The sequence below is a fragment of the Ruegeria sp. BHSA163 genome (assembly GCF_059613365.1).
The window spans coordinates 33,165-49,284 of record NZ_JBXWSJ010000034.1 but is presented as its reverse complement, the minus strand read 5'-3'; the positions used below and the strand labels follow the sequence as shown (position 1 = coordinate 49,284).

Below are 16,120 nucleotides of genomic sequence, written 5' to 3'. Positions count from 1 at the left end.
GTACCTGGCAGTGCGGTCGTCCAGAAAGGATTTTTTTACTTCAAGCGAGTTCGCAAATGAGATGGGAGGACACTTGGCAACAATCGGCAACGCCAGAGAAAACCAGTTCATCTATAACCTTGTAAAAAACGACAAACGTTTCTTTAGTACGGACAGCGTATGAAATATTCACGGCCCAGCTTTCGGGCTTTATCAACTGCCTGGCAGCAACGAGCCGTCTGGCGGTTGGGTTTGGAGCACAGGTGAGCCACTCACATATACGCGGTGGTCGAAGGGTAATCCTGACAATTTTCGCGGCAGGCAAGGATATGGTCACTTTTTTGCCAACCCAAAACATTCACGCGAACCACACTTTTGGGACGACGGGAGTGACTACGCAAGGACATTTGTTATCGAGATTGAATAGCAGGCGTCACTAAGTCCGTTTATTTAAAGTTACAGTTCCAAAGATGTATTTCAAACTCAGGTCACTTGCCCACTTCGGACTGGTCAGATTTTTCTGATGGCACCTCTTCTAACTGCAAACGCAAACCCCCGACAGTTTTTTTCTCGATTCAAGGCCAGAGATTTACTATACTAAAGTAGCAATCAGTGAGTGGTTGTGTTTTCAAACGATTCTGGCCGCTTCTCCGACACATCGGCGAAGCGGCCAATTTTTTGTGCGATGGGTTTAGAACGAACATTTTCTAGCAAATCTTGTTTGGGTTATGTTTAAAGATCTCTTTTGATCTCTTAGTCCTCGAGTTTGTTCCAAGCTGCAAACCAAACTAAAGTCTAGGGTCCGTCTATTGCTCAGAAATTCTCAGGGTTAAAGACCTCGACTCTTAACTAAGAAATCCTCAACTGCATCAAAGCGAAGTGCTCGAATTTGCGAGCAAAGCTGCCTGTGTTCTGTTACTGACCCTAAGTTTTCCTAAGATATTCGTGACGTGAAATTTCACGGTTACTTCTTTCAAACTCAGATCTTGCGCTATCGACTTATTGGATTGCCCCGAAGCAAGCATCCGCAGAATCTGTCTTTCTCGGACAGTTAAGCCATAGTTTTGGAGTTCGCTGTCAGGCTGACCCTGGGAATTGCCGGCAGAGATTTCAACGGGATTATTCGCTATCAGTTCATTGATGCCGGCTAGCATCAAGTCGACTGGCATAGATTTTGGGAAAAAAGCAAGCGCCCCAAGTTCAATGGCTTTATCCGCAACTTCAGGGGAAGCAACCCCTGAAATTATCACTGTTTTTTGGTCGGGAAACCGCGATCGGAGCCGGATCAAACCTTCCAAACCGTCCATCCCTGGCATCTGATAGTCGATAATTGCAAGATCGATGTTTCTGAAAGTTGAAAGCGCGACGTATGCCTCCTCAGCACTTGAGGCTACCTTCACTTCGAAACCGGCTTTTTCAGCCAGGTAGCTGGCCAATGTATCGCGAACCAGTTGATGATCATCGGCTAGTAAAATGGTGCTCATCAAGAACCGAACAGCCTCCGAGAAAGAACTATTATGCCTCAAACAACGATTGACTTAGACTCTGTTAATCTATGTTCGACGCTCAAATCAGTGATAGCTTGATTGTAACACCATGCAACCGGGGAGGCCAATTCTATGAACTTAAGAAATGCTCTGACTATCGTGGCTACTTTCGCCGTGATGTGTTTTTCATCAGCCTATGCACAAAATTCGATCCCGTTGACAGTTGTGCTTGTGGGCGGCGAGCAGAAAGAACTCTCGTTGGAGGTTTTGGATTCGCTAGACCAAGTTTCCTTTTCCACCTCTACTATTTGGACTGACGGAATTCACCAATTCAGCGGTGTTCCGATTTCCAGTCTTATCCAACACCTAAACGCCGATGGCGAACTCCTTAAACTTTATGCCTTGAACGATTATTCCGTTGAGATGCCGGTTGCAGAGCTCGAGGAAGAAGTTCCAATTATTGCAACTCGGATTGACGGGGCCACAATGTCGGTTCGGGAAAAGGGACCTTACTGGATAATGTTTCCGTTTGACGACAGTCCCGATTATCAGACCGAATCTAACTATGCGCGCTCGGTTTGGCAGTTGAAAAGAATTGACCTTCTCGAATGATTTGTAGGCATTTCTGGGCTTTAAAGCGAAGGTTTATGGAGGTGCAATGCGATTTAGGTTAGGCCGGATTCTTATTCCGGCATCTGTTTTGTTTCTTGTTGCGCTCGTGGTCGCCTTGGGCCGTAATCTTTGGCTTGAGCAGCGCGCGCTATCTACTGCTGGCAGCGAGAACGCCCAATGGACGATTTTGCAGTTGGACACCGAGTTCGCCAATCTGCGTTCCGTCTTGCTTGAAGAATCTTCCCGTATCAGCCCAGACACCGCAAGAATTTACGTACAGACCCAAATAGCCTTAAGTCGTATCGATCTCGTTAGCCAAGGAACGGCTCGAGAAATAATTGAGAGCGATAACCGCGCGTCGGAGTTGTTACGGGAACTTCAACAATTCGCCGATGAAACAGAAAGGCTTACGCAAAGTAACAGCTCAACCAACGATGTTGTTGAAATTGTCAACTTAACGACACGGTACCAACCGGTAGCCCGTGAATTGGCATTGTTGGGTATTTCCATCGGAGCCGAAAGAACCGAGGCCCGTAGGCAAGAATTTTCGTCAGCTCTCAGAAATGCCGGCCTGGTCGCGACTTCAGTCGTCATCGTATTAGCGGCAGTACTTCTGTTTCTGTACAGAATGCTAAGTCTTTCCAGAAAGCGCGACCTTGCACTTCGCGAAACAACAGCCCGGTTAGAGTCTACAGTGTCTGCTTCGCTTGATGCCATAGTCATCGGAAATGAGAGGGGTGAAATTGTAGAATTTAACCAGGCTGCTGAACAGGTTTTTGGTTCGAAGAAAAAAGACGTTTTAGGCAACAAAATCGAGGGCACAATCCTCCCAGATGTTCATTATCAAGAAAATAATAACGAGCCTAACGCGCTAATCCCAAAACTCATTCCCGGGCTTCCCGAAAATAAGCGGGTCGAGATTTTGGGAACGAGGCGAAATGGAGAAGTGTTCCCAGCAGAGGTCAATGTGACAAGGGTATCGAATACAGGCGGCGGCTTGGTCGCCGTCTATCTGCGCGACATAAGTGAAAGAAAGCGCAACGAGCAAGCGTTATTGGAGGCCAAAGAAAGAGCGGAGCGAACTGATCGAGCAAAATCACGGTTCTTGGAAATAATGAGCCATGAAATGCGAACTCCTCTCACCGGAATTCTTGGAGTTCTCGACTTGCTAAAAACTACAGACCTCACGGAGAAGCAAAATCACTTTCTGGAGGTAGCAATCGGGTCGGGAGAGATTCTGCTCGAACAAATCAACGAAGCCCTTGATATTACACGCATTGAGTCAGGTTCGTTGGTTCTGTCGCCCGTTACATTCAATCCGTACGAGAAAATTTCTCAAGTCATCGCAATTCTTGAACCATTAGCAATGAAAAAAGGATTGGAACTTGAAACCGACCTCGATCAAAACTTGTCGGCCAACTTTATTGCCGATGAAGTGCGGGTGGGCCAAATTGTCACGAACCTTGTTGGAAACGCTATCAAGTTCACTTCCCAAGGAAGTGTCCAAGTACAGCTAAGGGGTGATAGTGCCCAGCATATTACTGAGTTGGTTCTGACCGTCTCAGACTCAGGAGATGGGATACCAGCAGACCAACTTGAAAAAGTTTTCGAAGATTATGTGACCCTAGCTCCTGTCAAAGGCCGGCAGTCCAGAGGGGATGGTCTTGGGCTTCCTATTTCAAGAAAAATTGCGAGAATGATGGGCGGGGACATTACTGTCTACTCCCAATTAGATCGCGGAAGTCGCTTCACCCTCAACCTCCCCTTAAAAACAGCTTCGAAGCCTCAGCAAATTGGGTCCAAAGTTGAACGCACAAGTATAGGGAATTCTGTCTCAGCTACGCGAAAACTTTCTGTTCTTGTCGTTGAAGATAACGTAGTTAACAATTCGGTTCTTTGTGAAATGCTATCAAGCCTGGGTCATCGGGTTCACAGTGCGGTCTCAGCAACCGACGGCTACGAACTGGCAATAAACACTAAATTTGACGTTATTCTGTTGGACATTGGTCTGCCTGACGGTGATGGGTGCGAACTAACTGAAAAGATAAGAAAATCTGGCGGGTTGAATGCAACCAGTCGGATTCATGGGCTTTCCGCATACGACGAAGAGGAATACTTGGATAAGGCCTTGGCTTCAGGGATGGACGGATACACAACCAAGCCAATTCGGCTTCACGATCTACAAAAAGCATTGCTGGGAGAACCATTGGATTCGAGCCCCGTGCCTGCCGACAAACCATTAATAGACAGGAATATACTACAGGAACTTGGTGACACATTGGGTCAAGCGCAAATGGAAAAAGCTCTTTTGGAATTCTTCCGAGAGATGTCTGATTTCTTTGCGGAGCATGAAAATCTACCTGACTTGAGTGAAAGAAGCGAATTGGCGTCTCATCTCCATAAACTTAGCGGCGCTGCTGCCTTGTTCGGGTTTCGTTCGTTGACGAAAGTTATTGAGGACACACGAAAAGAAGCAACCGAGGCAGATATAAACGGATTGGAGATTGCCTTAGATCATTTAAAGCAAGAGACGGAAAACACTCGCAGGAGAATGGGATAAGCGAAATCAAACCTGAAGATCCGCACCAACCTAACGACCCGTCCATTTAGTCGTACTTTAGGCGAGTTTTAGTTCCCCAAACTATTCTAATTGGTAGGTTGATAAAATTTTGCGATAACAAATAATTAAGGAAAGGTTCAAATCAGAAGATCTGCAACCACTCACTGGAACGATCTATCGTTCTTAGCCCGCCGACGCAGCTCGGCGGGTATTTCTTTTCGGTGAGGCGGAAATTCGGTCAGGTGACATCTAACCACTTTGAGGTCTGCTCTTCCTGGACTCTATGGTCTCGTTAAATGGTAATGTTTGGCCGTCTTACCAACAGGCATGGCAAGAATTAGACGAACCTCGGCCATATTATTTCACCAATTCAGTTGCACCTTTTAGCGACCACTTGGCTCCCTATCCCCAAGTGGAAGAGCGGCTCGCGAACGGCTTCGTCATTAATACAGTTTTGGGCAAAGCCACCGCGAACGTTCGTCTACCCGCCCAGTGGTGGGCCGCTGGGCGGGTTTCAAGAGGGTCATTTCAGAGAAACTAATTAGGAACGCGCATCAACGACCGCAGAAAGGTTCTCAGGCAAACTAAAAAAGCGCTGAGGAAGTCGCGCAGGCGTCTCTTGCACCAAGACATTAGGTCACCACAATCATATCAACGCAAAAATCCTTGCCTGACCGCCAGTGCCACCTTGGATTTTCGGCGCGCCCACGATGAGTGTTGCTCCCGATGCTGGCACTTCATCTAGGTTTGCAATGCACTCGATTCCAAATCGCCCAGTTGGCAACCAAGCATAATGGGTCGCGAAATCCTGACTGGCCCCTAAGTCGAGCGAAAGTGTGTCTACTGCAATCGACCGTGCACCCGTCTCCAGGAGCATCTGCGTCGCTTCAATATGGAATCCCGGATAATGCTGAATGCCGTCTGCGTCTGCATTCCTGAATCCGGGGGTATCCGTCTTCGTACTCCAACCTGAATTCATGGCCACACAAGCTCCATCGGGGATCGGACCGTTGGCATCTATCCAAGCCTGCAGGTCCTTTGGCGTCACTTGGGTATCGGCATCCTCTGCAGCGCGAGCGCGGATATCGACTACGGCTAATGGGCAAACCAAATCGTTAACTGGGATTTCGTCCACAGACAGACCGTCTGCTGAGAAATGCAAGGGCGCATCAATGTGAGTTCCCGAATGCTCGTCCACTGTATAGACGAACACGTTGAACCCGTGGTCGGCGAAATTTGCAGGTTGTTCGCGGTTCAAACCCGGTTCGCCGACCCAGGTCGGGAATTCTTCACTAAAGGTGTGGGTCATATCTACAACACGACCATGACCGGCCGCCAAGGTGGCCGGCGCTGAGGCGACCAACCCTGCAGCCGCTGTTACTGGCACCGCGGCTGATGCACGCAGTATGTCACGCCGGCTCAACATCCGGTTCTTTACTGAATTCATTACGCAAATATCACACAAGGCAATTCTCCTTTCTTAGATTGTGTCCGGTGCGGCGCTTGTGAATAGCCAAACCGGGGGTCAGTAAGAAGGCAATGTCGCTCGATGGGATCGCAGCCATAACAAAAATCCAAGATCCACCGTCAATCGAACTTCCGGGATTGCACCGTCGCCAATGCCACTTCCAGTCCGGTGCAAGGGACGCATAACTTGCGATCCGAAGTAGAGCGAATAAACGTCTGCGATCAGTTTAAAGGACAGCGTTCCGAACACTCGGAATTCCCCATTCCACCACTCGACTCGCTCAGAACGTTAACACGTTTTCAAAATCATTTGCTTTGATGTTCGAAAAAGAAATTGGAAACCAAATTCGTATTGCGACTGTGCGAGTGTCTCTTGTTACGAGACCTCTGCACCCAACTTCGAACTGAAGCACACTTGACATATTTCGACAGGCCCAATTTCGAGACCAAGCAACTTTGCTTTTTTTTTGATTGGATTTGATCCAAAGTAATGGATCAAACGAATAAATCATATCGTAGGGTCAAAGGAAAGATTGCGGCGGAACTCAAGGCTGAGGCAAGCTTCGACGCTTACCGATACCACGAAACTGTCGTCAGAGTGGGAATTTGAATATCCTTCAAGAATTCAACGATATAGATAAATCGTTGCCTTTTGCGGCCGCTAAGTGGCCTTACCGGGTTGCGTTCCGAAGCAATGGCGAATCCATCTCGTACCTCACGCTTCTCAGAAAAGCCGAGGCGATGGCTGTCACCCTTCGTGCGGTTGGCGTCAAACCTGGCGATCGGGTGGCGTTGGCTTTGTACAAAGGTTTGGAAATGCCGATTGCCATACACGCAATTTGGATGGTCGGAGCAGCCTTTGTGCCATTAGACCCGATGGCGCCTGTGGAAAGATCCACCCAAATCATTTCAAATTGCGACACTTCAGTAGTGGTTGGCGCACCACGAAGTTCAGATTTACTTCAAAGAATTGCACTTGAAAACAAAGTTGTAGTCGTTGGTGCTTCAATCCCAAATTGTGACTGTGCCGTGCCTGATGAGCAGGTCACTAACTTTGTTTGCCACGAAAACGCACGTGATGATTTAGCTTACATAATTTTCACTTCCGGCTCCACGGGTACACCCAAGGGTATTTGCCACACTTTCGCTTCTGGAAGCGCTTTTGCTCACGCATGGCTAAGGCAATATGGGCTCAGACCCAGCGACGTTTTTTTCAACACCGTGCCCCTTCATTTCGATTTTTCTTTGGCCGATTTTTTTACTCCGCCTATGGTCGGAGCGACGACCGAGCTGGTTAAAGAGCAGGTGCTGATGTTCCCAGCAAGCCTTTCACAGTTGTTGGAGGAAAGCAGAGGGACAATCTGGAGTTCTGTTCCGTACACATTCTTACAACTTTGCGAGCGTGGAGCCTTGGAGCAACGCGACCTGTCCCATCTCAGGTGGATAATTTACGGTGGTGAACCAATGCCTCCGTCGGCTTTGCCAATTTTGCGAAACGCTTTAAGCGCCAAAATTTCAAACTCTTATGGGCCGGCCGAAGTAAATCAGGTCTCAGAATATACAGTGCCTAATGACCACCCTACGGACATGCCAATACCGATTGGTCATAACATGGATCACGCCACTTTCTTACGGGCGGATGACGGTGAACTGCTCGTGTCTTCAACTTCGATGATGCGCGGCTACTGGAACCGTCCAGACCTGAATGCCAGATGTTTTGCAACAATTAAGGGCAAAAAATACTACCGAACAGGTGACAGGGTTAAATTAGATTCTGAAGGTCGCTGGGTGTTTCTGGGACGGGAAGACCGCCAAGCGAAAGTACGCGGCTATCGCGTAGAACTTGACGAGATCGAACTAGCTATGAACTCTCACGAACTAGTTTCGGAAGCGGCGGCAATAGTTTCGCCTGACGGATCAAAAATACTGGGCTTTGCAATTTTGGCAGACAATCAGGAGCTGGAGATGTCTGACTTTAAAGGCTTCCTGAATTCCAAGTTGCCAGGTTACATGGTTCCCGACGAACTGGAATTCAGAAAGTCATTTGCCAAAACCAGCACGGGCAAGATCAATCGAAGAAGTCTTATGGAGACCGCCAAGTGAGCAGAATAAGCGATCAAGAAATTGCAGATTTCATCTCGAAAACCATCTTGGATGGTAGGCAGGTTTCAACGACGCAAGAATTGTTGTTGTCAGGAATTCTGGATTCGCTTGGGGTCATGACCCTAGTCGCGTTTTTAGAAACGGAAATGAAAATTCAAATTCCAACCGAGAAAATCACGTTTGAAAACTTTAGCAGTGTGGAACAGGTGTCGGGGTTTTTGAATACTATCTGAACTCAACCAATCAATGGGTTATACCCTAATGCTTTCGATTGATGAAAAGTGCGAAGAATTCCGCAACTTCGGCCATGAAGTTTTGAGCGAAGATGTGGAGGAACGAGATAGACGCGGGGCCAAAGACCCATCGGATTGGATGGGCCTGTGGCAGTCCGCCGCACTTAAAGGAGTGTTGGGTATAAACGTGCCGCAACAGTTCGGAGGCGAGGGGCGGTCTTTTACAGATTCTTTTCAAGCGCTGCATTCTCTTGGTAAAGGATGCCGCGACAATGGCATGTTGCTAGGCCTTAACGGGCAACTTTGGGCTATGCAGCATTCGATATCGGTGTTTGGGAACGAGCATCAAAAGGCTAAATGGCTACCTGCTCTCGTAGACGGTGAAGCGGTCTGCGCGCACGCTGTAACTGAGACGAATAGCGGGTCGGATGTGACCGGCATACGCGCGACGGCGGAAAAAACAAAATATGGATATCGTCTTAACGGGGAAAAGATTTGGATCGGCATGGCGCCTGCTGCAGACGTTGCTCAGGTATTCGCAATAACCAACCCGGATCACGGTGCCTGGGGAATGTCGGCGTTTATTGTTGATCTCAAGTCACCCGGAGTTTCAAAAAGCGCCCCATACGATAAGTCTGGTCATCGAACAGTACCGACCGGCAAACTAACGTTTGAAAACGTAGAAATCCCGGATGAGTCACTGTTGGGATCCGAAGGTTCCGGTCACGCAATTTTTAACCAGTCTATCGCCTGGGAACGAAGTTTCATTTTCTCTAGCCATTTGGGGGCCATGAAAAGGCAGCTCGACGAAACGGTTTTGTTTGCACGCGACCGCGCCCCGAATGGTAAACCGATCATAAACAACCAGACCGTTTCTAACCGAATTGCCGACATGCAGGTTCGCTATGAAATTTCGCGACTCTTGATAGAAAATGCTGCTCGCGAAATAGACGCTGGAGTTAAAAACCGAATGACACCTTCGGTTGTGAAATTATCTGTCGCCGAAGCACTTCTGGAAAATGCGTTGGAAGCACAGCGCATCAGGGGCGCAAGCGGATACCTGACCGGAGAATGCGAGAGAATGGTCCGGGATATGGCTGGAACGATAACGCTGGGTGGAACATCGGATATTCAACGCCTCCTAATTTCCGCTTATCAGAAAGGCGCCGTCAGAACTTAATCCGGTCACAACTGATTGTATTTGGACTTCTCAGCCTCTGCAGTTGGTACAACTAGGCCCCTTTGTAATTGCCGCGAAAACTACAAAATTGATCAGGGTCAAGGAGAAACATTCATATCTGATTAAATCTTGCTTTCGGAGAACTTACCGAAAGGAGTTTGGAGATGGTTGAGAAATCCCACACCAGCGGTTTTTGGCCTTCCCTCTATGATCCATTGCGCCAGATGGGCGAACGGGTTGCTGAATGGCTCGCGCCAGCATCCGAAGCAGCCGGAAGCGACGACTCATATCGAATTGCTGTCGAGCTCCCCGGAGTAGCGGAAAGGGATATCCATCTGAGTGTTGAGGAAGGCGTCGTTATTTTGAAGGGTAAGAAGCGATCCGAGCGCGAAGAAACAGGAGAAACCTGGTTCTTCTCCGAACGGCAATACGGCTCGTTTAGCCGTTCTTTTCGACTGCCCCCAGACGCAGAAGGGGACAAAGTCGACGCACAACTCAAGGACGGTGTTCTGACAATCACCATTCCAAAGAAGACACCAAGGAAGCAAGAAACCTCCAAAGTGGAAATTCGCAAGGGTTAGTATCAACCAGTGCTACCAATGCGTTGTCGGAGAAACCGGGTATGAGGCGTAAATCGGTCGACAATTGTCTGGCAACGACCGCCTCAGACCTTTCCAGGTGCGTGGTGTCCAGGTCATGATGGTTTTAGCGCTTGTCTGATTTTCCGGACTTATCATCAACTTTCCAACATGGATTCCGCCCAAGCACTTTTCTATCCGCATTTGAAACCGGGACGATTACTTAACGTTGCAAAGCAATCCTTGGAACGGTTGGCCGCTCAGGAAGAACTCGCAACGCATCAAACAGTACAAGGGTGTTTGCATAATAATTAGAGTATGAAAGCACTCATGTTAAAGGCGTGACGGGGTCCGAAGCTGGAACGCTCTCACGGTGAATGCGCAATAAATTGCAAACGCGCGGCACCACAAAAGCGTTCCGCCTACACATAGCAGCGACCTTTAACCACTATGCCGCTAAGTTCGCTTTAAGCGTCAAAGTTCCAGATGTCGCGTTGAACCTTCCATCCATCAGCTCCGTTGCGTAGGTAAAGAACATATTTCCCAGCAAGCTGTTGCCCTCCCATCGAGCCAGCCAGCGTTCCCATTGTTACAGCAATGTCACCGCTGACATGAGCCGCAGTGATAGTGGCAACCACATCACTCAGACCTCCGTCAATTGCGGCCTGCCAATACTCACGTATGGCACTAAGACCTGACATTGTGGGCGCACCAGGCGGCATCAACGCCCCGTCTTCGGCGTATGGTGCTGTTGCCATATCTGCGTCTTTCGCATTGATCCCTGCGATGATCGCCGCATCCAGTTCTTTAACTTTTTCAATGTCCGACATTTTCTCCTCCCACATTTTTTGTATGCCCCAAGACTACCACACATTCCTGAGTCGATGTTCTTCTATGGTTCCAAGTCCCTTTTAACCAAAAAACATAATGGGATACGTCGGATCAGGATAATCGGCAGGCGATGTTATTTAGTGACCATCACCCCTAGCTTCTTCGCTCAAAGTGTTCCTCAACTGGCCTGCGTTCAATCGACGGCGTGCCGTTGGATGTTTCCTTACTCTTGGGGTTGTCGAACAAAAATTTGACCACAACTTCAAACAGCAACCACAAGGCGACGACCCCCAGTACCGCCACAAATAAATGAAACATTGGGTTCGCCATATTTCAGTTCCTTTCACTAAGATATAAAGAACGGTTCAGGACAATGGATAACTACACGCCAGGGCTCAGGGCCGGTTTCAAATGCGTGTCATTTGCTCAGCCACCATGTGCCCCAACCAATGTGAAATACGCCGGTTGACAGGTTCCGCGTCACTTCCTCGAACCGGACATCAAGCAACACTGCATTCTTTCCGTCCAAATAGCGCTGCCCAGATAGAGCGAACGCATTCATCACGTCATGAATTGTGCACGGCTGTTGGATAGTCAGCTGCATTTCCATGGGTGGAGTTAGGTCGTCATCCTGATCCCACCCTTGTATCACGGTCGCAAATTTGGTGCCGGCCTCAAAGGTTTGAGCGGCCAGAGCCGGGTCAATCTCCCGTATTGCCGTTTCTGTGTTGTTCACAAACACGGGGCGTCTCCTCTCAGGTTTCGTGGCGCGGGGTTCTAAACCTCTGCACTACCGAAGTGGTGGCACCTGAAGTTCCTTTCATGTGAGATTCCGCCAACCTAATGCGAATTTCTGCCAGCCCAGAGTTGGCATAATAGATGTTGGCGTTCCCAGCATGCATCCCGCCGCATAGCCGTGTTTATTGAACCGATTGAGCTCGGCGCACATCAATCAAACTATCTTCCGAATAGTAGGTAAACTGACGGCACTGATCTCGATGCAGAAAATCCGAAAACTTAAAACGACAAGCGAATCTTGGCATCAGTGAAACAGTGATTGAAATGTGGTAAAGTGTATTATGACTTCAAGTGATCTTTCAGCTGAAGAAGAAATGCGCCGTCGAATATTTGGCGGGGGCAGATTGCTTCTTGAAAATCTATCCCGGGACGAGCTGTCAGCGCTGTATCCCATGTTGATCAACGGTGACGCGGAAATAATAAACGAAGCCTGTAAACCTTATGTAATCCGCAAGCTTCCACGTTGGTAGGTTATCAGCGTTTTCATTAGGCGGCTTAAGTTATTCAGGCAAGCCCTGAATCTGTTTGGGTTCTGTCTCAACTTAGGTACTTACTTCACTGCCTTTCCGATTGTTCGCGTATTTGCTCGATCGAACGGGCGGCGAAGTTGCCCGACAAAGATTCATCTACCATCGCTTCCAACGCCGGCAACGCCGAAGAGGCCGAACCGCCTATTTCTCCCAGTGCTATTGCCGCTTCTTTTCTGACAAAGACTGAAGGACTATTCAGAAGTAAGATAAGTTCCGGCACTGCAGGCGCCGCCTCAGCACCAAATAACGCAAGCGATTGTGCAGCCGTTCGTTGTTCGTTGGCATCCCCGCGGGATAGGTCAGACTTGAGACTCGCTACCGTAGTACTTGGGGGCAGCGCGGCCAATCGAAGACCCTTGTTAATTCGATTGTTCAAATATTGATGTTCTCCAACCCAACGCACGATAAAGAAATACTCGCGGACGACTTCCTGCAAGGCGCCCTCATGTTCTCCTTTCTGCCACCTATCTATCATTGCCCGCGCCGCACGGCGTTTTCCGTTCAAAGCCAGAACCGATGCTGCAAAAGGCATCAATTCAATTGCCTGAGGGTTTCGATCCAACTCCTGCAAAATGGCTGCCTCGGCACTGTTTAAATCATTCTTTGCGAAATGTGCCGCCCCTTCGAACAAGGCATAATGACTGGGATAGGCAGGATCGAGACGCATTGCAGCTTGGACAAAAGCCAGACCTTCCTCTGGTTCGCCGCCCGCAATTAACGCCCACCCCATAGTCAAATGTGCTGCGGGGTCACTGGGCTGTAAAGCAATCGCTTTTGCGGCTTCCTGTCTGGCTTCGTCCGTTCCCCGGCTTACACCCGCTGCGCTATCCCAATCCGGAAGGTTGAGGCTGACGATGGCCCTTATGACGTGGATCAGCGACGTATCTTGCTGGGTTACTTCACGGAAATACTTGTAAAACAAACCGATATGCATTTTTTCGTCGGAGTTGGCGAACCCTCGCCAATGGTGAAAAATGTGCGGTCGCAAGTGGGCCAAAGCCAGTGTAGCCCACGCGCGTCCGTAGTTTGGATCAAGTGCGACTGCTTGCTCGAAATGCGGAATCGCTGCCAGATTATCCCTTTCATTAAATTGCGAGTACAACTCCCAGCCACGTTGGAAAGCTTCGCGCGCCTCGACCATTTCGGTTTCAAAATTTTCGATCGCGAACCTACTTTGAGTGTTCAGCGGAACCTCCAGTTCCTGCGCGATCGCAAGTACGATGCTGCTTTGAACATCAAAGATGTCGTTGTCTTCCGAATCGTAACGTTCTGCCCAGATCAATCTGCCATTCAATGTGTCTGTAAGGCGGATATTGACCCGAAAGTCTTTCTCTGTGCGTCTAACACTTCCATCTACCACGTACCGCACACCCAGTTTCTCGGCAAAGCCTGCAATGTCGATGTCATTGTCCTGATAAGCAAAGGACGTGTTCCCCGCGATGACAAAAATCCCGGAAATACGAGATAAATCGGTAATCAAATCCTCGGAAATACCGTCAATCAGCATCTGATTGGAAGTATCGCCAGTCAAATTAGATATTGGCCGCACCGCGATCGACGGCAAATCCGGCAACGGGTAAGCCATTTGCGCCTCCGATGCCAGCAATTGGTCCTTTTTCCATAGGTACTCAGAGAAAAATCCTATTGCCGTCAAAACGGTCAGAACCGCGCCCAGCTTCATCCAACGGGGCAATTTCATTTGTTTTGTCGCAACTAAGGATGGTGTCGACTCTGTGCGGACGCGGAAAGCCTCAACGGGTTCCGCGATATTCTTAACATTCTGCGGACCGATTGGGACAAAGCTGCAAGGTACCTTTTTACGTGCGTATTCGACAATTGATTGTGAGGCAACGATACCCCCAGGATCTGCCAAGGCTTCAAGCCGAGCGGCTACGTTTACGCCATCTCCTAAGATGTCACTTGCATTTGAGATTACATCTCCGACATTCAGACCTATCCGAAACGTGATTGCACGGTCTGGGTCAACTTCTTCATTTCTTATCGATAGTTCTGATTGTATCGCCAAGGCAGCGCGTACTGCATCGACTGCGCTGTGGAACTCGATAAGAAAACTATCGCCCGCGGTGTTTGCAATGCGCCCAGCATGCATATCAATCGTTGGCTCGATGACTTCTTTGCGGATTAGTCGAAGTTGTTCAACTGTACCTTCTTCGTCCAAACCAACCAATCTGGAATAGCCTGCAATATCGGTGGCCAATATAGCTGCTAATCGACGATTTGGTCGGCTTTCCATGATATCTTAGATTATCAGTTGGAAATTTTCCTGGGAACTTATTTTCGCTGGAACGTTAATGTTCCAAAGTCGTGTCGAGTTCACGCGCAACCCCGGTTCTCCAAAAATAGCCGCGGTGCAATCACGAACAAAAAGCACGATGTTCAAGCGAGACCCTTAGATTATTCCAAACGCTTTTGACATAACTTAGGCCGATCCGTTTTGATGGACACTGACGCTACGATCTCGGTTGTGACAGAATTTAAAGTCAAATTTTTCTTGCTATTGGAAAAACTGTTTTCAAGACTGATTTTCAGCATATTTTGAGGAGAGAATATCATGGCTGGAAAATTTGAACTCTACACAGACAAAGCCGGCGAATTTCGGTTTCGGCTAAAGGCGGGGAATGGCGAAATTATTCTCGCCAGCGAGGGATACAAGCAAAAAGCCAGCGCCGAAAACGGCATCGACTCGGTGCGACGCAATGCAAGTGATGACAGCCGTTATGAGCGCAAGGATACCAGTTCTGGGAATCCTATGTTCAATCTAAGGGCGTCGAACGGGCAAGTAATAGGAACTAGCGAACAATACAGCAGTACCGCGGCTCGGGACAATGGGATTGAGTCCGTCAAAAAAAATGCGCCTGACGCAAGACTGGATGACCAAACTGGCTGACGGCTGTTTCCAGAAAATTACCCGCGAAAGCTGAAAAGAACCGCTTTCGCGGTCAACAAATCAAATCTAAATTAGAATTTTCACTTCCCCTTTGGGATAGTGAACCAACGTGCTTTTGACACCCGCAGTAACTTTTTGCGCTCCCCAAAAAGACCTCGTATTCGGACGCCTCATCACCAATTACACGACGGCCAGTACATCATCTCAATGGCGACCTGTCCGGCATGGCGTGCTAACTGCAGCTCTTCTGCAGATTTGGTCATGCGCATTCCGGCAAGAGTTGGCGTTACGCTTACCAAGCTCACATCCGAGGCCATAGTACCCGTGAAAACACGTACTGCGGGGGCATATCATCCGGTCCGATACTGACAGAATTTGCCCCTTTGATTGCTCCAGGAAGCTCAGCACGCAACTCATCCCTCATTCCATCATTTTAGGCAACGTATCCTCGTCAGCACGCAACCCAGTAGATCGGTTACCCTTGCAGACCTTAAATAGGCCGAAAATTCCGACGCCTTCATGAGCTGAAAGTACTATCTCCACAATTCGTCAGCTATTTTGGTCTTAGTTTAACAATCTTTGAAACCGAGTTCAGGGAATTGAAGGAATGTCAGCCTCAAGTTCTGAAGTTTCGGTATATCAAATCCCACCTACGCACTCGCTAACAAACCCAAGCGCCGCCTTTTTGCGGTGAACAGAATTGTTTGATCAATTGATAAGTTACAACTTACCATTGGCCCATGTGTTCTTGTTACAAAAATCATTCGAGTATTGTCCGCGCTAATGAGGTTTTTAACGCCCATTAACGGCAACCGACCAGCTACTTCGGTTCTCATTAGGTGTTTCGCTTTGCA

General features: G+C 48.6%; 13 protein-coding genes. 8 read left to right on the top strand and 5 right to left on the bottom strand.

All coding sequences use genetic code 11. The features are described from left to right. Positions 1-848: 848 nt before the first annotated feature. Positions 849-1,463 (bottom strand): response regulator transcription factor, encoded by a 615-nt coding sequence (locus AC2FNV_RS15830; RefSeq protein WP_170606231.1) that lies wholly within the window; start codon positions 1,461-1,463, stop codon positions 849-851. Between the two features lie 135 nt (positions 1,464-1,598). On the opposite strand from AC2FNV_RS15830, the gene AC2FNV_RS15825 reads away from it, so the two are divergent. Further along, positions 1,599-2,078, top strand: coding sequence for a putative pterin-binding protein (locus tag AC2FNV_RS15825; protein WP_170606233.1), 480 nt, complete (start codon positions 1,599-1,601; stop codon positions 2,076-2,078). Between the two features lie 88 nt (positions 2,079-2,166). Beyond that, entirely contained in the window at positions 2,167-4,638 is a 2,472-nt protein-coding gene (locus AC2FNV_RS15820; protein ID WP_170606235.1) for a hybrid sensor histidine kinase/response regulator, read from the top strand. Positions 4,639-5,284: 646 nt separating this feature from the next. On the opposite strand, the gene AC2FNV_RS15815 is transcribed toward AC2FNV_RS15820, so the two are convergent. Next, positions 5,285-6,103, bottom strand: coding sequence for a cyclase family protein (locus AC2FNV_RS15815; RefSeq protein ID WP_170606237.1), 819 nt, complete (start codon positions 6,101-6,103; stop codon positions 5,285-5,287). 608 nt (positions 6,104-6,711) lie between these two features. On the opposite strand from AC2FNV_RS15815, the gene AC2FNV_RS15810 reads away from it, so the two are divergent. The 4 genes from AC2FNV_RS15810 (at position 6,712) to AC2FNV_RS15795 (ending at position 10,202) form a co-directional block, all read left to right on the top strand. After that, on the top strand, positions 6,712-8,208 hold the full coding sequence (locus tag AC2FNV_RS15810; protein WP_170606241.1) for an AMP-binding protein: 1,497 nt from the start codon (positions 6,712-6,714) through the stop codon (positions 8,206-8,208). Next, a complete protein-coding gene (locus AC2FNV_RS15805) occupies positions 8,205-8,441 on the top strand; it encodes a phosphopantetheine-binding protein (protein WP_170480690.1) in 237 nt (78 codons plus the stop codon). The genes AC2FNV_RS15810 and AC2FNV_RS15805 overlap by 4 nt, the downstream gene beginning before the upstream one ends. 28 nt (positions 8,442-8,469) lie before the next feature. After that, positions 8,470-9,621, top strand: coding sequence for an acyl-CoA dehydrogenase family protein (locus AC2FNV_RS15800; RefSeq protein ID WP_170610769.1), 1,152 nt, complete (start codon positions 8,470-8,472; stop codon positions 9,619-9,621). Between the two features lie 164 nt (positions 9,622-9,785). Next, positions 9,786-10,202, top strand: a complete 417-nt coding sequence (locus AC2FNV_RS15795; RefSeq protein ID WP_170606245.1) for an Hsp20/alpha crystallin family protein — start codon at positions 9,786-9,788, stop codon at positions 10,200-10,202. Between the two features lie 464 nt (positions 10,203-10,666). Here the strand turns inward: AC2FNV_RS15795 and AC2FNV_RS15790 are convergent, their stop codons facing one another. Then, positions 10,667-11,029: a YybH family protein gene (locus AC2FNV_RS15790; RefSeq protein ID WP_170480696.1), complete on the bottom strand. Its 363-nt coding sequence runs from the start codon at positions 11,027-11,029 to the stop codon at positions 10,667-10,669. Between the two features lie 419 nt (positions 11,030-11,448). Beyond that, positions 11,449-11,772 carry a hypothetical protein gene (locus AC2FNV_RS15785; protein ID WP_170606247.1) on the bottom strand — a complete coding sequence of 108 codons (324 nt, stop codon included), beginning with the start codon at positions 11,770-11,772 and terminating at the stop codon, positions 11,449-11,451. 337 nt (positions 11,773-12,109) lie between these two features. Between AC2FNV_RS15785 and AC2FNV_RS15780 the strand changes: the two genes are divergently transcribed. Further along, positions 12,110-12,298: a hypothetical protein gene (locus AC2FNV_RS15780; protein WP_170480700.1), complete on the top strand. Its 189-nt coding sequence runs from the start codon at positions 12,110-12,112 to the stop codon at positions 12,296-12,298. An 85-nt stretch (positions 12,299-12,383) separates the two neighbouring features. Here AC2FNV_RS15780 and AC2FNV_RS15775 read toward each other — a convergent pair whose 3' ends face one another. Next, positions 12,384-14,612, bottom strand: coding sequence for a HEAT repeat domain-containing protein (locus tag AC2FNV_RS15775; protein ID WP_170606249.1), 2,229 nt, complete (start codon positions 14,610-14,612; stop codon positions 12,384-12,386). 318 nt (positions 14,613-14,930) lie between these two features. On the opposite strand from AC2FNV_RS15775, the gene AC2FNV_RS15770 reads away from it, so the two are divergent. Further along, entirely contained in the window at positions 14,931-15,266 is a 336-nt protein-coding gene (locus tag AC2FNV_RS15770; RefSeq protein ID WP_170480704.1) for a YegP family protein, read from the top strand. Positions 15,267-16,120 lie beyond the last annotated feature (854 nt).